At 61.3% G+C, this 20,507-nt stretch carries 19 protein-coding genes; 9 read left to right on the forward strand and 10 right to left on the reverse strand.

Features of this window, described 5'->3' with window-relative positions; all coding sequences use genetic code 11:
• Positions 1-13 precede the first annotated feature (13 nt).
• From OHD58_RS01970 to OHD58_RS01990, 5 genes are all read left to right on the forward strand, one after another.
• Positions 14-1,558 (forward strand): sugar ABC transporter ATP-binding protein, encoded by a 1,545-nt coding sequence (locus tag OHD58_RS01970; protein WP_263801361.1) that lies wholly within the window; start codon positions 14-16, stop codon positions 1,556-1,558.
• Complete coding sequence (locus tag OHD58_RS01975) at positions 1,555-2,532, forward strand: ABC transporter permease (RefSeq protein WP_263801362.1); 978 nt, start codon at positions 1,555-1,557, stop codon at positions 2,530-2,532. The genes OHD58_RS01970 and OHD58_RS01975 overlap by 4 nt, the downstream gene beginning before the upstream one ends.
• Positions 2,529-3,527, forward strand: a complete 999-nt coding sequence (locus OHD58_RS01980; protein ID WP_263801363.1) for an ABC transporter permease — start codon at positions 2,529-2,531, stop codon at positions 3,525-3,527. Before OHD58_RS01975 ends, OHD58_RS01980 begins: the two co-directional genes overlap by 4 nt.
• Positions 3,524-4,912, forward strand: coding sequence for an FGGY-family carbohydrate kinase (locus OHD58_RS01985; protein ID WP_263801364.1), 1,389 nt, complete (start codon positions 3,524-3,526; stop codon positions 4,910-4,912). Before OHD58_RS01980 ends, OHD58_RS01985 begins: the two co-directional genes overlap by 4 nt.
• Positions 4,913-5,119: 207 nt before the next feature.
• A complete protein-coding gene (locus OHD58_RS01990; RefSeq protein ID WP_263801365.1) occupies positions 5,120-6,061 on the forward strand; it encodes a DUF2865 domain-containing protein in 942 nt (313 codons plus the stop codon).
• Positions 6,062-6,127: 66 nt separating this feature from the next.
• Here the strand turns inward: OHD58_RS01990 and OHD58_RS01995 are convergent, their stop codons facing one another.
• The 7 genes from OHD58_RS01995 to OHD58_RS02025 all read right to left on the reverse strand — a co-directional run bounded on the left by OHD58_RS01995 (position 6,128) and on the right by OHD58_RS02025 (position 15,506).
• Entirely contained in the window at positions 6,128-7,069 is a 942-nt protein-coding gene (locus tag OHD58_RS01995) for an energy transducer TonB (protein WP_263801366.1), read from the reverse strand.
• A complete protein-coding gene (exbD, locus tag OHD58_RS02000) occupies positions 7,066-7,512 on the reverse strand; it encodes a TonB system transport protein ExbD (RefSeq protein ID WP_263801367.1) in 447 nt (148 codons plus the stop codon). The genes OHD58_RS01995 and exbD overlap by 4 nt, the downstream gene beginning before the upstream one ends.
• A gap of 10 nt (positions 7,513-7,522) precedes the next feature.
• Positions 7,523-8,413 (reverse strand): tonB-system energizer ExbB, encoded by an 891-nt coding sequence (exbB, locus tag OHD58_RS02005; RefSeq protein ID WP_263801590.1) that lies wholly within the window; start codon positions 8,411-8,413, stop codon positions 7,523-7,525.
• Positions 8,414-8,502: 89 nt separating this feature from the next.
• Positions 8,503-10,263 (reverse strand): ABC transporter ATP-binding protein, encoded by a 1,761-nt coding sequence (locus tag OHD58_RS02010; protein WP_263801368.1) that lies wholly within the window; start codon positions 10,261-10,263, stop codon positions 8,503-8,505.
• Positions 10,264-10,354: 91 nt separating this feature from the next.
• Complete coding sequence (fhuB, locus tag OHD58_RS02015) at positions 10,355-12,367, reverse strand: Fe(3+)-hydroxamate ABC transporter permease FhuB (RefSeq protein WP_263801369.1); 2,013 nt, start codon at positions 12,365-12,367, stop codon at positions 10,355-10,357.
• Positions 12,364-13,173, reverse strand: coding sequence for an ABC transporter substrate-binding protein (locus OHD58_RS02020; RefSeq protein ID WP_263801591.1), 810 nt, complete (start codon positions 13,171-13,173; stop codon positions 12,364-12,366). Before OHD58_RS02020 ends, fhuB begins: the two co-directional genes overlap by 4 nt.
• A gap of 86 nt (positions 13,174-13,259) precedes the next feature.
• The gene (locus tag OHD58_RS02025; RefSeq protein WP_263801370.1) at positions 13,260-15,506 is read right to left on the reverse strand and encodes a TonB-dependent siderophore receptor; all 2,247 of its coding nucleotides are present in this window, start codon (positions 15,504-15,506) and stop codon (positions 13,260-13,262) included.
• A 157-nt stretch (positions 15,507-15,663) separates the two neighbouring features.
• Here OHD58_RS02025 and OHD58_RS02030 point away from each other — a divergent pair, with 157 nt between their 5' ends.
• The gene (locus tag OHD58_RS02030) at positions 15,664-16,455 is read left to right on the forward strand and encodes an ABC transporter ATP-binding protein (RefSeq protein WP_263801371.1); all 792 of its coding nucleotides are present in this window, start codon (positions 15,664-15,666) and stop codon (positions 16,453-16,455) included.
• Positions 16,456-16,563: 108 nt separating this feature from the next.
• Here OHD58_RS02030 and OHD58_RS02035 read toward each other — a convergent pair whose 3' ends face one another.
• Positions 16,564-16,704 (reverse strand): DUF1127 domain-containing protein, encoded by a 141-nt coding sequence (locus tag OHD58_RS02035; RefSeq protein ID WP_263801372.1) that lies wholly within the window; start codon positions 16,702-16,704, stop codon positions 16,564-16,566.
• Between the two features lie 222 nt (positions 16,705-16,926).
• Here OHD58_RS02035 and OHD58_RS02040 point away from each other — a divergent pair, with 222 nt between their 5' ends.
• Complete coding sequence (locus OHD58_RS02040) at positions 16,927-17,649, forward strand: FadR/GntR family transcriptional regulator (RefSeq protein ID WP_263801373.1); 723 nt, start codon at positions 16,927-16,929, stop codon at positions 17,647-17,649.
• 109 nt (positions 17,650-17,758) lie between these two features.
• On the opposite strand, the gene OHD58_RS02045 is transcribed toward OHD58_RS02040, so the two are convergent.
• Positions 17,759-18,220 (reverse strand): L,D-transpeptidase, encoded by a 462-nt coding sequence (locus tag OHD58_RS02045; protein ID WP_263801374.1) that lies wholly within the window; start codon positions 18,218-18,220, stop codon positions 17,759-17,761.
• A 520-nt stretch (positions 18,221-18,740) separates the two neighbouring features.
• Between OHD58_RS02045 and OHD58_RS02050 the strand changes: the two genes are divergently transcribed.
• Positions 18,741-18,920, forward strand: coding sequence for a hypothetical protein (locus tag OHD58_RS02050; RefSeq protein WP_263801375.1), 180 nt, complete (start codon positions 18,741-18,743; stop codon positions 18,918-18,920).
• Between the two features lie 47 nt (positions 18,921-18,967).
• On the opposite strand, the gene OHD58_RS02055 is transcribed toward OHD58_RS02050, so the two are convergent.
• Positions 18,968-19,654, reverse strand: a complete 687-nt coding sequence (locus tag OHD58_RS02055) for a winged helix-turn-helix domain-containing protein (protein WP_263801376.1) — start codon at positions 19,652-19,654, stop codon at positions 18,968-18,970.
• Between the two features lie 42 nt (positions 19,655-19,696).
• On the opposite strand from OHD58_RS02055, the gene OHD58_RS02060 reads away from it, so the two are divergent.
• Positions 19,697-20,482 carry a response regulator gene (locus OHD58_RS02060; RefSeq protein ID WP_263801377.1) on the forward strand — a complete coding sequence of 262 codons (786 nt, stop codon included), beginning with the start codon at positions 19,697-19,699 and terminating at the stop codon, positions 20,480-20,482.
• Positions 20,483-20,507 lie beyond the last annotated feature (25 nt).

Genomic DNA, 20,507 nt, shown 5'->3' on the forward strand with positions numbered 1-20,507 from the left:
GGCGGATATGGACATGCACACCACAGCCCCGAAAGCTGAGCTGAAAGCGCCGCCGCCGGCCAATGCCGCGCCGCTGCTCGCGCTTTCCGGCGTCTCGAAGTCCTTCCCCGGCGTGCGGGCGCTGCACAATGTCAGCCTCTCACTCTATCCCGGTCAGGTCACGGCGTTGATCGGTGAGAACGGCGCGGGCAAGTCGACGCTCGTAAAGATTCTCACTGGCATCTACCAGCCGGACAGCGGCGAGATCAGCGTCGGCGGAGAGCCGGTCCACCTTACCAGCGCCCACAAGGCCTTCGAGCATGGCATCACCGCCATCCATCAGGAAACCGTGCTCTTCGACGATCTCTCGGTTGCTGAGAACATCTTCCTCGGCCACGCGCCACGCACCCGTTTCGGCACCATCGACTGGAAGACGATGCGTGCCAACGCGCGCGAAGTGCTCGACACCATGCATGCCGGCCACATCGACGCCGACGCACGATTGCGCGACCTCGGCATAGCCAACAAGCATCTCGTCGCCGTCGCGCGCGCCATGTCGATCGACGCCCGGATCGTCATCATGGATGAGCCGACCGCGGCACTCTCGGCCAAGGAGATCGAGGAGCTTTTCCTGCTGATCGAATTCTTGAAGAGCGAGGGCAAGGCCATCCTCTTCATCAGCCACAAGTTCGACGAGATTTTTCGGATCGCCGATCGCTACACCGTTTTCCGGGACGGCGAGATGGTGGGCGAGGGGCTTTTGGCCGACGCAACGCAATCGGCAATCGTCAAGATGATGGTTGGCCGCGCCGTCGACCATATCTTCCCCGAGCGTGAGCCGAACATCGGCGCGCCGGTGCTCGCCGTCTCCGATCTTTCGCATCCCACCGAGTTCGACGGCATCTCGTTTGAGCTACACAAAGGCGAAATTCTCGGTTTCTATGGGCTGGTGGGCGCTGGGCGCAGCGAGCTAATGCAGGCGATCTTCGGCATCACAAGGACGAGCCGCGGCGCTATCTCGCTCGACGGCAAGGCCCTCCATCCGAAATCCGCTGCAGATGCGATCGAAGCCGGCATCGTCTACGTGCCGGAAGAACGCGGCCGCCAGGGCGTTGTCACCGGCATGCCGATCTTCAAGAACGCCTCTCTTCCCTCACTTCAGCGCACGTCGAAATCCGGTGTGCTGCGCCTGAAGGAAGAGTTCGACCTCGCGCGGCGTTACACCGGCCGGCTCGACCTCCGCGCCTCCTCGCTCAGCCAGGATGTCGGAACGCTGTCGGGCGGCAACCAGCAGAAGGTGGTCATCGCCAAATGGCTGGCGACCAGACCCAAGGTGATCATCCTCGATGAACCGACCAAGGGCATCGACATCGGCTCCAAGGCTGCCGTCCACGGCTTCATGGCAGAACTCGTCGCCGAGGGCCTTTCAGTCATCATGGTCTCGTCCGAACTGCCGGAAATCCTCGGCATGTCGGATCGCGTGGTCGTCATGCGCGAAGGCCACATCGCCGCCATCTACGACAACAAGAACCTCGACGCCGAGACGCTCGTCCAGACGGCCGCGGGGATCGCCGCATGAAATCGCTTGCCAAGCACCGCGAGGTCTGGCTGGTCGTCGCCATCGCGGCGTTAATCGCGCTGGTGGCGACCCGCTTCCCCGGCTTCGCGCGGCTGGGTAACCTCGCCACCGTCTTCAACGACACCTCGATCCTGATGATCCTGGCGCTCGGCCAGATGGCCGTCATCCTGACGCGCTCGATCGACCTCTCCATGGCCGCGAACCTCGCCTTCACCGGCATGGCGGTCGCGATGCTCAATTCGGCGGTGCCAGACCTGCCGCTACCGCTTCTCATCGTTTCGGCCCTCGCCATCGGCCTCGTGCTCGGGTCGATCAACGGCCTGCTCGTCTGGAAACTCGATATCCCGTCGATCGTCGTCACGCTCGGCACGCTTACCATCTATCGCGGCGCGACCTTCGTGCTGTCGGGCGGTGCCTGGGTCAACGCCGACCAGATGAGCCCGGCCTTCATCAACTTCCAGCGCGCATCGCTGCTCGGCCTGCCCGTGCTTTCCTGGATCGCCATTCTCGTCATTGCCGCCTTCTGGCTGGTCATGACGCGGACGCCGCTCGGCCGTTCGATCTATGCCATCGGCGTCAACCCGACGGCCTCCGTCTATGCCGGCATCGATGTGGGCCGCACCAAGTTCGTCGCCTTCTGCATCTCCGGCATGGTTGCCGGTCTCTCCGGCTATCTGTGGGTGTCGCGCTACGTCATCGCCTCGGTCGAGGTCGCCAACGGCTACGAGCTTTCCATCATCGCCGCCTGCGTCATCGGCGGTATCTCGATCGCCGGCGGCATCGGCTCGGTTGCAGGTGCTGTTCTCGGGGCGCTCTTCCTCGGCATCATCCAGTCTGCGCTGCCCGTCATCAACGTCTCGCCTTTCTGGCAGATGGCGATCTCCGGAAGCGCCATCATCCTCGCCGTCCTGCTCAACGCGCGCGGCGAGCGCGAGCAGGGCCGCATCATCCTGAAAAAAGCGGAGGCCGCATGAGCGACGCCGTCCATTCGCCCCGCACCATCCCGGACCGGCTCGACAATCCGCTCCGCTCGGCAGTGCTCTCGTGGGAAGCGCTGCTCGTCATCGTGGCGGTTGCCATCTTCGTCATCAACAGTTTTGCCTCACCATACTTTTTGAACGCGTGGTCGCTTTCCGACCTCACCTTCAACTTCACCGAAAAGGCGCTGATAGCGCTTGCCATGGCGCTCCTCATCATCACCGGCGAGATCGACCTTTCGGTCGCGGCTATCATCGCACTCGCCTCGACGCTGATGGGCATGGCGGTGCAGGCAGGTATCGACACGCCTGGGCTGGTCGCGATCGGCATTCTCGTCGGGCTCGGATGCGGCGCGTTCAATGGCGCGATGGTGACCGGCCTCGGGCTGCCGTCCATCGTGGTGACCATCGGCACGATGAGCCTGTTCCGGGGCATTTCTTACATCATCCTCGGCGACCAGGCCTACAAGGGTTATCCGGCCGACTTCGCCTTCTTCGGTCAAGGTTATGTCTGGTGGGTGGTGTCGTTCGAGCTTGTGCTGTTTCTCGTCGCGGCTCTGATCTACGGCTTCCTGCTCCACCGCACGAGCTTCGGCCGGCGCATCTTCGCGATTGGCAACAATCCGGTCGCCACGCAGTTCTCCGGCGTCAGGGTGGGGCGTATCAAGTTCATCCTGTTCTGCCTCACCGGTCTGATGGCAGGCATCGCCTCCGTCCTGATTACTTCCCGCCTTGGCTCGACCCGCCCGTCGATCGCACAGGGCTACGAGCTTGAAGTCATCACCATGGTGGTGCTCGGCGGCGTCTCCATCCTCGGCGGCGCGGGCAGTATCCCGGGCGTCGTGCTCGCCGCCTTCATCATGGGGCTCGTCACCTTCGGCCTCGGCCTGCTCAACGTGCCGGGCATCGTCATGTCGATCTTCATCGGCCTGCTGCTTATTGTCGTCATTGCACTACCGATCGTCTGGAATCGTTTCCGGATGCAGCGATGAGTACGCCAAGCCCTCGCTATGTGGCCGTCATCGACATCGGCAAGACCAACGCGAAGGTAGCGCTGGTCGATCTCGCAGCACGAAGTGAGCTGGCATCGCGGAAGCAGCTGAACACACCGAGCAAAGACGGACCCTACCCGCATCACGACGTCGATGCGATCTGGTCTTTCATCCTGCACGGGCTCGCGGCACTTCGCCAAGAACACCAGATCGATGCAATCTCGGTGACAACGCATGGCGCAACGGCGGCACTGGTCGACGCGGAAGGCGAACTCGTCTTGCCGGTGCTCGACTATGAATTCGACGGTCCGGACGGTCTGCGCGAGGCGTATGAAGAAGTCCGGCCACCCTTTGTCCAAACCGGCTCACCGAATTTGCCCATGAGGCTCAATCTCGGGGCGCAGCTGTTCTGGCTGCATAGAACCTTTCCCGACTTGTTTGGTAGAGCGAGCACGATCCTCACCTACCCTCAGTACTGGACGAGAAAGCTCACCGGTGTTGCCGCAAGCGAGGTTACCTCGCTCGGCTGTCATACGGATCTCTGGAACCCGGCCGCGCGAAGCTTTTCGTCGCTCGTTGACGTGATGGGGTGGCGAGGACTGTTCCCGCCGATGCGTCGTGCGGCCGACATGCTCGGCCCGGTGCTTCCGGACATTGCATCTCGGATCGGGCTCGAACCCGGAACATCGGTCGCCTGCGGCATCCACGATTCCAACGCCTCGCTTCTGCCACACCTGGCGACGCGAAAGGCCCCTTTTGCCGTGGTGTCGACGGGCACATGGGTAGTCTCCATGGCGGTCGGTGGCCGGCACGTCACCCTCGATCCGACACGCGACACGCTCGTCAACGTGAACGCCTTCGGCGATGCGGTCCCATCAGCACGCTTCATGGGCGGCCGGGAATTCGAGATGATGGTGCCGGATACCCACGTTCGCGCTGGTGATGCAGCTTGGAGGGCCGTGCTCACCGAGCCTGTCATGCTGCTCCCTTCCGTACAGCAGGGCTCCGGTCCCTACCCCAAAAGCACCGCTGCCTGGGCAGGACGAGAGCCTGCTGCGGATGAACGGTTCCTCGCCGCTTCCTTCTATCTCGCGCTGATGACGGCGACCTGCCTGCATCTGATTGGTGCCGACGGAGACATCGTGGTCGAGGGACCGTTTGCTGGAAACGAGGCATATCTCGCGATGTTGTCTGCGGCGGTCGGGCGTCCGGTATATTCTCAGACTGGACAATCGACGGGGACCAGTCTCGGTGCCGCGCTTCTGGCCGGAACGTTTTCGGGACATCAGCCGAACGTTGCGTTCCAGACGACCGACCATGTCAGCGCCATGCAATCATATGCGCGTCAGTGGTTCGCTCTTGTGGCCGCCATGCCGGCGCATTGACTTTCAACGGTCTATTTCTCGAAATTGCCAAGACTTGTTGGACAGGCTGCTCCGATGCCTCGCCCAGCAAGCCATTGCACGCAGATGTGATCCAAAATCTCTAAATTTGTTAACCTAGGGCAGCTTTTCTCGCCTCATGTCATTGAAACTTCATAGAACTTCACAATACAATTTAAGCGTTCAGAGGCCATATGACGGCAAGCTAAAATGGAACCGACGGACAAGCAGCGGCATCCGTTTTCACCGTCAGCCGGCTGGCGATTGCTAAAATCTGTCCTTGTCGCGATGACGATATTTGCGGCTGGAATTTCTTTGGCGCATGCGGACGAATGTTCGGCCCTGCGCAGCCAAATGCGGTCCGGTGACCGCTCGGCGGGTCCAGAGTTGGCATCACTGCGTCGGCAACTCGCGGCGATACAAAATCTTGAGCGGCAACGCCAATGTTCGTCGAAAAGCTCGCAGGGCGGATTTTTCAATGCCTGCCGGGATCTTGCCACCAGACGAACGAACATTCAGAAGCGGATGGCCCACGCCTCCAGCTCGGGCGGAGGGGCATCCAGGTTGCAGGCCCGCTTTGTGGCGCTTGGCTGCGGCACAGCACGCAAAACACGCGAAGACAGAACACGCGACGTAAGAAGCGACCAGCCGGCTCGGTCTGTCGCCCGCAATGGTGCCATGTATTTTTGCGTGCGCCCGTCTGATGGATATTTTTTCCCGGCGCCCAATTCGCAATTTGCCAACCACCGCGAAGAGGAAAATACGCTCGATCAGTGCCGGTACATCTGTGATGACGCCACCGTCGGTCTCTACGTGCTGAATGATGCGAACCTGGAGACCGAAAACATGATCTCGGTCGAAGGCGCAAAACCCTACAAGGAGTTGCCGACCGCCTTTCGCTATCGCGACGAGCCGAATTTCAAGGCATGCAACCTGCAGCGTTACTTCCAGCGGGTCGACGAACTCAGGGCAAGAACGGTTACGCCTTCCAACATGGCGAACGCGATCATTCCACTGCCTACCCCTAGCCCTATCGACAACGGCACGGTGGCATCCACATCGACGAACACGGCAGAGGACGTGATAATCCAGCCACAGGCCGATTCACGTCCGATAAGAATGGTCGGTCCATCGTTCTTTCCGCCTGAGTGAAACGGAAAAGAGCTTCACCAGCTGGCCAAAGCTCACCCTCCTCGACGATCGATTCGCGCTTTCGTATTAGCGCAAGTTGAATTGAACCGGCACCGAAAGGCTTCTTATGCCGGGTGGCGGGGCAGGCATCGGTGAGGCGCGCCGCAGGCTGTCAAGGGCCGCGCGGTCGAGTTCGGAACTTCCCGAAGATCTCGAAAGACGCGTCGAAATCACCGCACCGGAGGAGTCGATAACAAAATTCACGCCAACCACGCCTTCCTCGCGACGCGATTTAGCACCACGCGGGTAGCGCTGGAACCGCTTTATCCGGGCAAGCACACGCGCCTGCCACCGGGCCGGGCTGACCGTCGGCGCCTTGGCGGTTTTGCTCGCGGCCGAAGCGCGTGCCGCCGGCTTGGCCTTGGGCTCTGCTTTCGCAACCTCCTTTTTCGGCGCCGGCTTTTCCACGGTCTTGCGTGGCTCTTTCTTACGAGGCTCGGCCTTCTGGACCGGCTGCTTCTTTTCCGGTTCCTCGACGACCGGGCGCGGTTCGGGAAGCGGAATAGCAACTTCCGGCGTCACCTCGGCGACCTCCGGTTCGACCAATTCGGGCTCGACAGTCTCCGGCTCCGCGGTCTCCGCCTCAGTAGTTTCCGGCTCAGCCCGAAGCGGCTGCGTTGTTTCAGGCTCCACCGGGTCGTCCAATTCCGCCGTCTCGGCCGGTTCGACCTGTTCTTCCACCATCTCCTGCACATCGTCGACTGGCTCGACGGTCTCCTGCGGAGCTTCCTCCGTCACCGACTCTGCTTCAACGGTTTCAGGGGTAGAAAATGCCAGCGGAGCGAGGTCGATCATCAACGCCGGCTCCATTGCCTCGACAGGTGGATCGAGAGGCCGCAACGCCTGGATCGCATAGGCGATAGCCACATGCGTCAATACTACGAACAGCGCAGCTCCCGCCCACAAGCCGATCTCGCGCAGCGATCGGAAAGCCGGCGCCTCTCCCAGCACTTCGGCGCGCGCCGTCATTGTGCAGTCGCCGGCGCCGCAGCCGGCAGCGTTTCGAGCCCGACCAGGGCAACCTTGAGATATCCACTGGAGCGCAGCAGGTTCATCAGATCCATCAACGCGCCATAGTCCACCGCTTGGTCGGCACGCAGGAATATCCTGGTTTCTTTATCGCCGCCGGTGCGCTGGTCGAGTGCGGGCCCAAACGCCGCGCGCTGCACAGTCTCGTTGCCGATCGACAGGCTGAGGTCCTGCTTGAGCGTCAGGAAAAGCGGTGTTTCGGGACGCGGCGCGGCTTGCGCCGTCGATCCCGGCAGATCGACATTGATGTCAACAGTGGCGAGCGGCGCCGCCACCATGAAGATGATCAACAGCACCAGCATGACGTCGATGAACGGCGTCACATTGATCTCGTGGGTTTCTTCCAGCTCGTCGCCGGCGCTTTCCCTGACTTTGGCGGCCATCAGAAACTCCTCACTCGGCCGCGAGTGCCGGATGCGGCAGCGCTCGAAAATCGAGATCGCGGCTGACCAGGCGCTCCACACCTGCAGACGCGTCCGCCAGAACCTGGCGATACCCGGTGATCGACCGGGCAAAAACGTTGTAGATGACAACCGCCGGGATGGCCGCGACGAGGCCCAGTGCGGTCGCAAGCAGGGCCTCCGCAATGCCCGGTGCGACCACCGCCAGATTGGTGGTCTGCGCCTCGGAAATGCCGATGAAGGCATTCATGATCCCCCACACGGTACCGAACAGCCCGACAAACGGCGCGGTGGAGCCGATTGTCGCCAGCACGCCGGTGCCGCGCGACATGCGCCGGCCGGCCTGGATTTCGATGCGGCCAAGCCGAGAGGCAACCCGTTCCTTGAGTCCGGCTCCTTCGACGTGATCGAGCGCACGTTCGGAGAGCTGTATCTCCTGCCCCGCGGCTTGCACCAGAAGCGCGCCGGCATCCCGGCGGCTCGCAAGATCGCGCCCGGCGTCGGCCAGGCTGCGCGCTTCGGTGATCGCCTTGAGCGCGCGGCGGGCGCTGAGCCGGGCAGCGGCCAGTTCAAGCGACTTTGCCACCCACACCGTCCAAGTGACCAGCGAGGCGAATGCAAGCCCGATCATCACGGCTTTCACGACGATGTCGGCGTTGATGAACATGCCCCAAGGCGACAGGTCGTGCGGCAGCGTCATTTCGATATCCGGCTGACCGGGAGTCTGGCCATCGGCAGCAGGCGGAGCCGCGTCGGGTTGCCCGACTGCCGGTGTCGAAGGCGAGGCCGGAGGAGTAGCGGGGCCTTCGGGGGAAGCGGCCTGTGGCGCAGGTGCGGGTTGCTCCTGTGCCGAAACCGTTGCGGCCCCGCAAACCATGAACATCACCGCCAACGTCGCGGCCAGACCTGTCACTCTCAGCACAATTCTCTTCCTCAGCTAACGCAAACCTATTTCTGGACAAATACACTCATCTATTGCGGCTGATCAATGACCGACTTGCCATTCCGTTTGCTGCGACGCCCGCCATGCTGCGCAGCGTCCAGCCTGCTGTAGATTCCACCCTTGGCTACGAGGTCGTCGTGCGGGCCCTCTTCGGCAATGCCGGTGGCATCGATGACGACGATCCTGTCGGCGTTGCGGATCGTCGCCAGCCGATGCGCGATCACCAGCGTGGTGCGGCCTTCCGCGAGTTCCGAAAGCGACTGCTGGATCTCGCGCTCTGTCTCGGTGTCGAGCGCCGAAGTCGCCTCGTCGAGGATCAGGATCGGCGGGTTCTTCAGGAACATGCGCGCAATCGCGAGGCGCTGTTTCTGGCCGCCCGAAAGTTTGACGCCGCGTTCGCCGATGATGGTGTCGAGTCCATCAGGCAGCGCAGCGATCGTGTCTTCCAAGCGCGCTCGCCGCGCTGCCTCGATTATCTCGCTCTCGGATGCATCGAGGCGGCCGTAAGCGATGTTTTCGCGGATCGAACCGCCGAACAGGAACACGTCCTGCTGCACGATACCGATCTGGCTGCGCAGCGAGGCCAGCGTCATGTCCCTTATATCGATGCTGTCCACGGTGATGGCGCCCGATTGCACTTCGTAGAAGCGCGGCAACAGCGAACAGATAGTGGTCTTACCAGCACCTGACGGCCCGACGAATGCGATCGTCTGGCCTGCCTCGATGTCGAGGTCGACACCGCGCAGAACCGGCCTGTCACCGCCATAACCGAAGCCGACATCGCGGTAGCGGATATAGCCTTTGAGATTCTTGACCACGATCGCACCGGGACGATCGGCGATGTCCGGCTCGGTATCGAGAAGCTGGGTGTAACGACGGAAGCCGGCGATGCCCTTCGGATAGGTCTCGATCACCGAGTTGATCTTCTCGATGGGACGCACGAACACACCCACCAGCAGCAGGAACCCGACGAAACCGCCGTTCGACAACTCACCGGTGATGACCAGGTAGCTGCCGGCGATCATGACGATCAACTGGATCAGGCGGATGCTCATGTAGCTCAGTGAATTGCTGGCCGCCATGATGCGGTAGGCGTTGAGCTTGGTTTCCCGATAGCGCCGGTTGTCGTCGGCAAACAAACGCCGCTCATGGTCCTCATTGGCGAACGCCTGGACAACGCGCATGCCGCCGACATTCTCCTCGATGCGTACGTTGAAATCTCCGACGCGCCGGTAGAGTGCCTGCCAGTTGCGTTCCATACGATCGCCGTAGCGGATGGTCACCCAGGCGACCAACGGCACCACACAGGCCGTGATCAGCGCGAGTTTCACGTTGATCGTGAACATCAGCAGCAGCGCGCCGATGAAGGTCATGATCGCGATGAAGAGATCCTCCGGACCGTGATGGGCAACCTCTCCGATCTCCTCCAGATCCTTGGTGACGCGCGCGACCAGATGGCCGGTCTTGTTGTTGTCGTAGAAGCGAAAGGAGAGCTTCTGCAGATGATCGAAGCTCTTGCGACGCATCTCGGTCTCGATGTTGATGCCGAGCATGTGGCCCCAATAGGTGACCACCGCCATCAGGACGGTGTTGAACATATAGACTGCGAGCAGCACCGCTGCGGCGAGCAGAATCAGCGTCCAGTTATGACTGGGGAGCAGGTTGTCGACGAAAACCTTGACCGCCATCGGGAAGCCGAGTTCCAGCAGGCCCGACAGGACCGCGCAGGAGAAATCAAGGATAAACAGACCCTTGTAGGGCGCGTAATACGTGAAAAATCGTCTGATCATTCGTCGCGGCCTCAACCGCCCTGTCCTATGATTGTCTGCTGGTGATGGCTTTTAAAATTTCAGCGACCAGCGCACCACCACGCAGACGGCATCATTGTCTGCGTTTCCACATCAACACCATGAAATACGGACCGCCCACCAGGGCGGCGAGCAGGCCTGCAGGAATCTGCCAGGGGAAAATCAGCATGCGGCCCGCCCAATCCGCCGAGACAAGTATCAGACCACCCAGAAGCGCCGAGGCGAAAAGTTGCGGCAATGCACGCTGGAAGCCGAGCATGCGCGCCATGTGCGGCGCCATCAGGCCAACAAAGCTCAGGGGTCCGATAACCAATGTCGCCACCGCGGTTGGCACCGAAACCAGAACCAGCAGAATGACGCGAGCGCGATCCAGCCCAAGGCCAAGCGCACGCGTGGTGGCTTCGCCGAGCGGCAGGATTTCCAGCCAGCGCGCAGTAAGCGGCACGATCGCAAGCAACAGGATCGCAGTCACCGCCGCGATGGCCGCATCGGCGACGGTCGCCGTATAGGTGGAGCCGGAAAGCCAGGCAATGAGTGTATCGAGCCGCGGATCGCCGCCCGCCAGCACCACCGCTGAAAAGGCCGACGCCATTGTCGCCACCGCAACGCCTGCAAGCAGTAACCGGTCAGGAGCGAGAGCCTGCCGGTTGCCGGTCGGCGAGATCAGAGCAAGACTGGCCATGGCGCCGACCAGTCCCGCTGCAAGCATTGCCGGGCGATTGAAATCCGATGTCATGACGAAGAGCAACAACGCGCCGAGCGATGCGCCGCCAGAAATACCCAGCACCTCCGGAGCAGCCATCGGGTTGCCGGTCATCCGCTGCATCAGCGTGCCGGCGAGTGCCAGCATGACACCGGCCGACAATGCCACGACGACACGTGGCGCCCTGAGCGGCAAAAGATTGGCAAGCTCGGTTGTGGAGGCCCAGTACCAGCCGTCAGCGCCACGTCCAAGGACCAGAACTACGCAGAGGAGCACTGTCGTCGCAATGAATGCTGGCAGCAGCCATGCCCAGCCATTGCGACGACGTACCGCAGGCGGCACGGCGCCGTCTCCTTCAGGCGTGGTGCGCATCTTCGGCAGCAGCAGGAAGAGGAGTGGTGCGCCCAGGAAAGCGGTCGCAGTACCCGCCGGGATTTCAGAGGCAAAGGGCAGGATTTGCACCAACCGGTCGGTCAACCACAGCAGCGCGGCACCCGCAAAGGGTGCCCAGACCATGCGCTGGCGCAGGGTTCGTGCGCCGGCGAGCCGAGCCAATGCAGGGGCTGCGAGCGCCACGAAGCTGATGACGCCAACGGCGGCGACAACCAGGGCGCTCAGGGCAACGGCAACCGCCATTCCGGCAAGCCGCGTCACGATAGGTCTTGTGCCGAGACTTGCCGCACTCTCGTCGCTGAGATCGAGAAGCCGCAGCGGCCGGATCAGCAGGAAGCTGGCGATACCACTTAAAACCAGCCACGGTGCAAGCTTGAAGAGCACGGCGTCGCCGTTCTGCACCAGCGAACCGCTCTGCCAGATGAACAGTTCTGCCGAATACTCGCGATTGGCCGCCATCAGCATCGAGCTTGCCGAACTGCATGTCAGGCTGACGACGAGCCCGCCGATGATAATGGCGATAGGCGAAAAGCTCCGGCCTCGCGCCAGTGCGAAAACGACAAGTGTCGTCAGCGCGCCGCCGGCCAGTGCAACCCACTCACGGCCCTGCTCCAGCATCCACGGCGCGTAGAGCGTGGCGATCGTCAACGCGACACTGGCGCCGGCATTGGTGCCGATCGTCGTCGGCTCAGCCAGCGGGTTGCGCAGCACCTGCTGGAGAAGCACGCCAGCAAGGCCAAGGGCGGCACCCGCCAGAACGCTGACCGCAACCCGCGGCAGAAAGGCATGGCGGAAGAGCAATTGCCGCGGGTCGGTAAAATCCGCCGACCCGAGCGCCTGCCACCACATGTCGACGGGCAGCAGTCGCAGCAGACCGGCAAACGTGAGGCTGGCGGCAAGGAGCGCAGGTATGCCGACGAGAGCCGCGAGCAACCAGACACGCCCGTCGGATCCGGGATGGCTGCCTGCGGTGGATTGCATGATGGTCATACCTGCCCCAGGAAGGAGGCGAAGCGCGCAGCGGAAGCCAGTCCTCCAAACGGCCATGCGGGCGGGATCGTCACGACATTGCCTGCCTTTACGCAAGGCAGGTTGGCCCACAGGCTGCTTTGCTCGATCCTGATCTTCACATGCGGGGGAATCGGGTCCAGCGACACGACCCGCGCTTCACCGATAGCCACCAGTTCCTCGATGCCCATCATGGCAAAACCCCAGCTGTCGGTCGGACCGGTCCAGGCGTTGGTGATATCCAGTAGGTCGAGCACATCCTGAAGCAGGCTTCCCTTGCCGTAGACGCGCACATGGCGGTCGTCGAACATGCTGACCACCGCCAGGGGATGCTTGGCTTGTAACGCGAGCCGTCTCCTTGCTTCGGCGATGGTGGCCGCCGTCTGCTGGATGAGGCGCTCGGCCTCGACTTCACGTCCAAGCTTTTGGCCGAGTTTCAGCGATTCATTTTCGGCCTGCCGGTACGGCGCTTCGGTGCCGTCGTAGAACGGCACCATGTGCAGCGCCGCGATGCGCATAAATGGCGTAGGGTCGAGACCGAAGCCGTAGGCGCCGGTTATCAGGTCCGGCTTGAGTTCCATCAGCAATTCGAGATTGGGCTCACCCCGTGAGCCGAGATCGAGACAACCGGCTGGAAGCTCGGGGGCAGCTACCCAGTCGCGATAGCCCTCCGCGTCGGCGACCGCGATCGGCATGATACCGAGCGACATGACCATCTCGGCCGATGTCCATTCCAGACATGCAACGCGTTGCGGCAAGGCGGCAGACACAGGCAGCGTGCCCGACATCCACCACGTCGCGGCGAACCCGCCGACAAATTGGCGACGCGTCGGTCGTGGGGCAGCCGCGCGTTCACTTACCGATCCGGAATAGGCTACCAACGATACTTCATCGAGCCGGTGATCTTGCGGCCCTCTCCGTAGAAGCAACCGGAGCTGCGATTGTAGCAACTGGTGACATATGTCTTGTCGAACAGGTTGCTGGCGTTGAGCTGGAATTTCATGTTCTTCCAGTCGTAGTGAATGGCAGCGTCGACCAGTGTCGCTGCGGGTACTTCGAAGGAATTGGCGTCATCGCCAAAGGTCGATCCGATGTAGCGCACACCGGCACCAGCACCGAAGCCCTCCAGCATACCGCTGCGGACCGTGTAGTCACCCCAAATAGACAGCCGGTGACGCGGCACACCATAAGGCGTGTTGCCGCCAGTGCCATCGCCGTCGTCGAGTATCTTCATGTCTGTATAGGCGTAGGCAAGCTTGATGTCCCAGCCTGAATCGAGACTTGCGACACCTTCCACCTCGATGCCGCGCGAGCGGATCTCGCCGGTCTGAAATGTATCGTTGCCAAAACTGCGGGTGACATTTTCCCGCGTCAGGTTGAAGGCCGAGACGGTGACGAAGCTGTTCCAGCCTTCCGGCTGATATTTCACGCCGACTTCGTATTGCTCGCCGGTCCCCGGCTTGAAGGCCTCACCGTTGCTGTCATTGCCGAGTTCCGGCATGAATGAGGTCGAATAGCTGAGGTAAGGCGCCAACCCGATGTCGGAAAGGTAGACCAGGCCGACACGACCGGTGAAGGCGTTGTCCGACTGCTCGCTGGTGCTATCCTCAAGCTTGTCGTGTATCGTGCTTTTGGTCCAATCTTGGCGGCCGCCGAAACTCAGCACCCAGTTTTCGTATTTGATCTGATCCTGCGCGTAGAGGCCGAGCTGCCACTGTCTGGTGTCGGTATCCGCGTAGGGCGTCAGTTCACCGATCGGCGCACCATAGACCGGATCGAAGATGTCCTCGATCGGGTCGATCTCTCCTCCAGCACCCCAGTCGCTGTAATCGGTATACTGATAGTCGAGGCCCATCAGCAGCGTATGGGCAAGCGGTCCCGTATCGAATGTCGCCTGGGTCTGGTTGTCGATGGCGAAGTTGCCAAGGTTCGAGCGGCCGGCGTCGACATAACGGTGATAGGTATGGCCGTCCGGATCGAGACCCGGATCCAGGTCGGGATTCGGATTGGCGCCACCGCCGAACACTCCGTTCTGTTCACTGTTGTCGAGATAGGAATAACGGGCGTTCTGCCGCACGAGCCAGGTGTCGTTGAAACGATGCTCGAACTCGTAGCCGAGCATGGCGAAGGTCGGGTTGAACTCGTCGAAGGCCGGTTCTCCGACAAAGATGCTTTTTGGCAGACGCTTTCCATCAAGGCCCGGAAACACCGTTCCATCGGCAGGCAGGAACTGGATGCCCCAGCCGGTCTTGTTGCGCTGATAGGTTCCGAGCAGCGTCAGGCTGGTATCCGCATCCGGCTGCCATTTGAGCGACGGCGCGATGAAAATACGGTCGTCGTTGACGAAGTTGACGCCGGTGTCGCCGTCGCGGAAAAGCCCGGTTAGCCGGTAGCTGAGCACGCCGGCCTCGTCGACCACGCCGCCCATATCGAACTGGCCCTGGTAGCGGTCAAAGCTGCCGACACTGACCTCGACCTCGCGAAACGTCTCGCCTGTCGGGCGTTTGCTCACATAGTTGATAATGCCGCCAGGGCTGTTCTGGCCATAGAGCACCGAGGCGGGCCCATGCAGGATTTCGATGCGTTCGGCGCCGTAAGGATCGAGCGATAGAAAGCTCGCAAAATCCGAGCCTTTGAGGCGCAGACCGTCCTTGTAGAAGACCTCATCCCACACATCGAAGCCGCGGATCTGCAAGCCGGAACCGCGGGTGTCATTACCCCACATTTCACCCGATACACCGGGAATATAACGCAGGGCGCCGCCAAGGCTTTCAACGTTTTGCGCCGCCATCTGGTCTGCAGTCACGACCGAGACCGACTGCGGGGTCTCGATCAGCGGCGTGTCGGTCTTGGAGCCGGTTGCGCTGCGTCCGGCGACATAGCCGTCTACCGGTCCCCAGGCATTTTCGATGCGTTCCTGCACTGTGACGGTATCGAGGACGACCGTGCCGCCGGACGCAGTGTCCTGGGCAAAGGCGCCCGGAATTCCGAGGAGCCCCAGCCCGAGTATCGTGGAGGACAGAACGCGGAGCCGTTTTTTGTTTGACCGGCTCAAATCATAGGCGGATTTGGCATGGTCTGTCGGCCGGCAAGTCCGGTCGATCACTTTGAAAACGCTCACCTGCCACGCCCCATTTTTGCTCTCGATTGCGGTTTGGCCGGTAGGCCATCCCCAGCACTACCGACAACAATCTTGACTATGGTAGTCATGTTTCCTAGTCAACCCAGGATCGAGAGCCCCACCCACTTCACGCGGGCCACAGACGAGGTGAACAAGCGTGCCCGCCACCGAAAACCGAAAAGCTTTCACGACCAGCGAACTCAGTTTCGCGATCGGCCAGCGCACGCTGCTCGGTCCGATCTCGCTCGACCTCGAGCGCGGACGCGTTTACGGCCTCATCGGGCACAACGGTTCTGGAAAGACCACGCTGATCAAGCTGCTGACGCGGCAGCACGCGCCGAGCTCGGGAAGCATAACTTTTTCGGGACGGTTGCTGCCCGATTGGAGGCCGCGCGAACTCGCTCGGGTTCTCGCTTACCTGCCGCAGACCACGCCGGCAGCCACCGGCCTGACCGTCCGCGAACTGGCAGCGCTTGGCCGCTATCCCTGGCACGGGGCGCTTGGCCGCTTCAGTTCAGACGACCGTCGCCACGTCGATGAGGCCCTCGCGCTCACTGACATGACCAGGTTCGCCGACCGTCTGGTCGATGAACTGTCGGGCGGTGAACGCCAGCGGGCGTGGATCGCGATGCTGGTGGCGCAAGATGCCGGCGTCATGCTGCTCGACGAGCCCATTTCGGCGCTCGACATCGCGCATCAGGAGGAAGTGCTGGGGCTGGTGAGGGACCTCAGCAAGAAACGCGGTCTTTGTGTCGTCACCGTACTGCACGATCCCAATATGGCTGCGCGCCATTGCGACGAGCTGATCGCGCTGAAGGACGGGAAACTGCTGACCCGCGGTACGCCGCACGAGATGATGACGGGCGACGTGCTGAAACGCATCTTCGGCGTGGAAATGGGCGTGTTTTCGCACCCTGTAACGGGCCAGCCGATCGGCTACGTCCAGTAACGCCTCGGTTCTTCAGGCTGACCAACAAACAAAACCCGCCGGGGACCAGCGGGTTTTGGTACGGACAAAGGCAAGGGAAGAATGCCCTTGCTGGTATTTTCTTTCGATTCAGATCGCCTTGGCGGCGACGGTCTGGATATCACCGCGGGTGATGCCGAGATCGTTGAGCTCGCGATTCGAAAGACGGCTCAGTTCGTTCACGGTATCGCGATAGCGGCGCCAGTTGCGGTAGTTGCGGACCAGGTTCATTTTACCCTCCAATCCATGTTCAATTCTCTGAGCGTCAGATGGGAACTGCACCTCGCCTTTTGAATGCACGCTTTTGCATGAGACCAATGCGTCTATTGCATTGCGGAAGGTGTTTGTTTTCAGAGACTTGAACAGGGCTGCAGTCGACTGCTGCCATGTACGCCCGGTGTCGGCAGGGCATGCTTGTCAACCAGCCTTCATGTCTCATAAGTTTCGTGTCGTATGAACAACCGCTTCCCGCCCGAGGGCGCCCCTGTTCGACGACGCAATCTGTTCGCGCAGGTCGTCGAAAATCTCGGTGTCCGCATCGTGCGCGGCGATCTCAACCCCGAAGAAGCATTTCCGAAGGAAGCCGATCTGGAGGCTGAGTTCGGCGTCAGCCGTTCGGTCATTCGCGAGGCGGTCAAGACCCTGGCCGCGAAGGGGCTGCTGGAATCACGCACTCGTACTGGTATCCGGGTCCTGCCGCCCGTGCGCTGGAACCTGCTCGATGCCGAAGTGCTGGGCTGGCGCTACAACAGCATGCCGCCGGCGCAATTTTTCTCTGAACTGTTCGAAATAAGGTTGATGATCGAGCCCGACGCCGCAGGGTTTGCAGCGACTCGGGCGACGGCCGCCGATCTCCTGGAGATCGAGCAGGCGTTCCAGACGATGACGGACGCGGGCTTAGCGGGCTTGCCGGGAATTGAGGAAGACCTGCGGTTCCACCGCGGCATCCTCGCGGCGGGGCGCAATCCGCTTCTGCTGCAGATGGGCAATCTGATCGGCGTCGGTCTGCTGATCAGTTATCGCTTCTCGCGAGAGTCCTTCGTCATCTTCCTGCCCATGCACAAGCGGGTGATGGACGCCATCAAGGATGGCGACGCGGACGCAGCGAAGTTGGCCATGCAGCGCCTCCTGACGGAGACAAGAGATTACTTGAAAAGCCATATCCGCGACGACTGATGGTTGTCCGGGCCCGGGCTCGCGATCGCTCGGGCCGTAAAGTCGTGGCCTGCAGAATGCCTGGCTTTTCCCGCACCGCCGTTCTGGTGCGCGGATCGCTTTCCGCGCATCAGTTCACGATGACGATGCTGGTATTCGACGGTCCGAATGCCTGGACAAGCTGATAGAAATCCGACGCATTGTCGGGATGAAGCCGGATGCAGCCATGCGAAGCCGGACTGCCGAGACGTTTGACATGAGGCGTGGCGTGGACTGCGTATCCGCCATGGAAAAACACTGAATGCGGCATCGGCGCATTGTCATACTTCCTCGAGTACCACATCTCGTGCATGCGGGTTGGCTTGAACGAACCGGTCGGCGTCACGTAGCCCTTGCCGGCGGTAGAGACCTTCCATTCGAAGGTCTCGCGGCCGTCGACCAGCACCCTCATCCGCTGCTTCGAAATGTCGATGCGCGCGACGATCTTGCTGGCCGCCTCCGCGGCGCTGGTACCGATTGCGAAAAACAGTGCCGAACTCGCCAAAGCGAGGCCTGCAACATTGATCAGCCTGCTCGAAAAGATCTTGTTCATCATATTTCTCCCACCCTGCCGGACAACCGCCCGCGTTCATTCGATGGCGCATTTATGCAGCCATAGTGTTTCGCTTTGATTTCGATAAGAGTGCATTTCTGTTTCGAGATTGTCTCTACAATTTGCCTCGTTTTGCCCGCTTTCCAGAAAATTGACGGAAGAAACCAAAATAACGCTCTGCAAATCGGCCATGCGGAGCTTAGTCGACACCGAATCTCAGTAAATCGGTCGTAGTCGGGCAAAATCAGTCATTCCGTAACGGGTTTTCGTATCGGCGGCATAATCCTGATACAAAGGTGCTGCAATGTTCAAAACAGCGGAAACGAAACCGGCAGCAAAGCGCAGGGCGCGGCAAGATGGGGCGCAACCTCGCCGATCTGGATCGATATTGCGATTGCAACATCCATCTGGTCGGCATCTGGGCAACCTGGGGCGCGCTGCAGACCTCGCATGCAACCGGGCTTCGTTTCCGCACCAGACATTCGGAGTGGCTGGATCACTCTCGTGGAGGACGAAAGCAATGAAATCCAACAAGGCATCGGCGGTTCTTGCCGTCCTTATGTACAGTCAGGGTTTGCTGGGTTTCGCTGCCGTGGCGGCGGTTCTGATGAAGCAGCCCGAACCAGCCCAGGCCAGAAAGGGATCGATATCGATCTCGGTCGTTGAAAGCGCCCCTAAGATGGCGCGGGTGGCCGGCTGAATGGCCGGCATGTACCTGCACAGGCAGGCCAGAGTTCGCAGATGGCTCTACGGGTGACGCCGATCACCCGGCGGATCGAAACGATAGCCGGCACCCCGAATTGTCGTGATGCTCTCGGTGTCGAGCTTGCGTCTCAACCGCACTATCCGCGAATCGATCGAGCGGTCGTAGGCGTCGGAGCTTTCCGCCGGTGCCGAAGCAATGATATCGTCACGCGACAGTACCTTGCGCGGGCTCGTAACAAACAGCCGCAAAAGCGCGATCTGGCCAGGGGACAACTGTTCCTCGTGGCCGGACTTGTGCATGACCAGCGCCGCCTTCATGTCGACGGTCGAATTCTCGAGGATAACAAGATCGGGCGCGGCTTTGCCGCGACGCGCCATCAGGCCGCCTACACGCGTCGCCAGTTCGCGCGGATTGACCGGTTCGCCGACGACGTCCGCGGCACCAAGCTCGAGCGCCAGCACCCTGCCGATCAGATCATGACCGTTGCCGATCATGATGAAGGCCGGTCCGTCGCCGCCGTAACGACGCAGCAACTCCATTCCGGCCCCCCCGCCATTGCCGAGGCCTGCAACCGCCACGTCGATGCCGCCGGACGAGAGAATGGCATCGGCCTCCCATTCATGGCCGGCACTGCGCAATTCATAGCCGCGCCGGTCCAGATACTCACCAATCTGAAGAGTAGCTTCGTCCGGCAGACATAACAGCGCGACTACCGGTCTCCCAGACATGATGGTCCCTTAAAGCAAAGATAAAACAACAGACTGGACAACATGTTTATACCCAATTTACTTTCCGCTGAAAGCGGAGGCGAGAATCCACTGCGCGCGCGTATCGTTGTTGTCGAAGACGAGCCTGATCTGAGGGACGCCGTTGCTGAATATCTCAGTGCCAACGGCTTTGAAGTCGCGACCGCGGCCGATGCACAGGCAATGCGTGCTATGGTCACGGAAGAGCCTTTCCATCTTGCCATTCTCGATATTGCCATGCCCGGCGAGGACGGGCTGTCCCTCGGCCGCTGGCTGCGCTCGCAAATGCCGATCGGCTTGATCTTCGCCAGCGCGGCCGGCACGTCGATCGACCGTATCGTCGGGCTAGAACTCGGCGCCGACGATTACATCGTGAAGCCGTACGAATTGCGTGAGTTGCTGGCACGTGTCCGCAGCGTACTTCGCCGGGTGCCCCAGCCGGCTGAAATCCAGGTTACGTTGAAGAATGGCGAACAAGCGGCACGGCGGATTTTCTCTTTTGGCGGCTATCATGCCGACCTCGACGGCCGTCTGATAACCGGACCTGGCGGCATGGTTGTGGAGATGCCTAAAAGCGAATTCGACATGCTCGAGGTTTTCCTGACGCGCTGCAACCGGCTGCTCACCCGCTCCGCGCTGTCCGAGGCCGTAGGCTTTGCTGAAGACCCGGAATCCTCGCGCGCAGTCGATATCCGCGTCATGCGCCTCAGAAAAAAGATCGAGGAAGATCCGGCCAACCCGCGCTTCCTGAGGACGGTGCGCGGCGAAGGTTATATCTTCGCTCTGCCCGCGACACCCGATGGCAATTGAAATCATGACGTTCGACCGGCGCCGC

It is taken from the genome of Mesorhizobium sp. ZC-5, from assembly GCF_025753855.1.
Lineage (GTDB): Bacteria > Pseudomonadota > Alphaproteobacteria > Rhizobiales > Rhizobiaceae > Neomesorhizobium.

Bases quoted from the DNA above. Each gene is read 5' to 3' on its own strand.
- OHD58_RS01970 (WP_263801361.1), top strand. From the start codon at position 14: ATGCACACCACAGCCCCGAAAGCTGAGCTGAAAGCGCCGCCGCCGGCC.
- OHD58_RS01975 (WP_263801362.1), top strand. From the start codon at position 1,555: ATGAAATCGCTTGCCAAGCACCGCGAGGTCTGGCTGGTCGTCGCCATC.
- OHD58_RS01980 (WP_263801363.1), top strand. From the start codon at position 2,529: ATGAGCGACGCCGTCCATTCGCCCCGCACCATCCCGGACCGGCTCGAC.
- OHD58_RS01985 (WP_263801364.1), top strand. From the start codon at position 3,524: ATGAGTACGCCAAGCCCTCGCTATGTGGCCGTCATCGACATCGGCAAG.
- OHD58_RS01990 (WP_263801365.1), top strand. From the start codon at position 5,120: ATGGAACCGACGGACAAGCAGCGGCATCCGTTTTCACCGTCAGCCGGC.
- OHD58_RS01995 (WP_263801366.1), bottom strand. From the start codon at position 7,069: ATGACGGCGCGCGCCGAAGTGCTGGGAGAGGCGCCGGCTTTCCGATCG.
- exbD (WP_263801367.1), bottom strand. From the start codon at position 7,512: ATGGCCGCCAAAGTCAGGGAAAGCGCCGGCGACGAGCTGGAAGAAACC.
- exbB (WP_263801590.1), bottom strand. From the start codon at position 8,413: ATGTTCATGGTTTGCGGGGCCGCAACGGTTTCGGCACAGGAGCAACCC.
- OHD58_RS02010 (WP_263801368.1), bottom strand. From the start codon at position 10,263: ATGATCAGACGATTTTTCACGTATTACGCGCCCTACAAGGGTCTGTTT.
- fhuB (WP_263801369.1), bottom strand. From the start codon at position 12,367: ATGACCATCATGCAATCCACCGCAGGCAGCCATCCCGGATCCGACGGG.
- OHD58_RS02020 (WP_263801591.1), bottom strand. From the start codon at position 13,173: ATGTCGGGCACGCTGCCTGTGTCTGCCGCCTTGCCGCAACGCGTTGCA.
- OHD58_RS02035 (WP_263801372.1), bottom strand. From the start codon at position 16,704: ATGAACCTGGTCCGCAACTACCGCAACTGGCGCCGCTATCGCGATACC.
- OHD58_RS02040 (WP_263801373.1), top strand. From the start codon at position 16,927: ATGAACAACCGCTTCCCGCCCGAGGGCGCCCCTGTTCGACGACGCAAT.
- OHD58_RS02045 (WP_263801374.1), bottom strand. From the start codon at position 18,220: ATGAACAAGATCTTTTCGAGCAGGCTGATCAATGTTGCAGGCCTCGCT.
- OHD58_RS02050 (WP_263801375.1), top strand. From the start codon at position 18,741: ATGAAATCCAACAAGGCATCGGCGGTTCTTGCCGTCCTTATGTACAGT.
- OHD58_RS02055 (WP_263801376.1), bottom strand. From the start codon at position 19,654: ATGTCTGGGAGACCGGTAGTCGCGCTGTTATGTCTGCCGGACGAAGCT.
- OHD58_RS02060 (WP_263801377.1), top strand. From the start codon at position 19,697: ATGTTTATACCCAATTTACTTTCCGCTGAAAGCGGAGGCGAGAATCCA.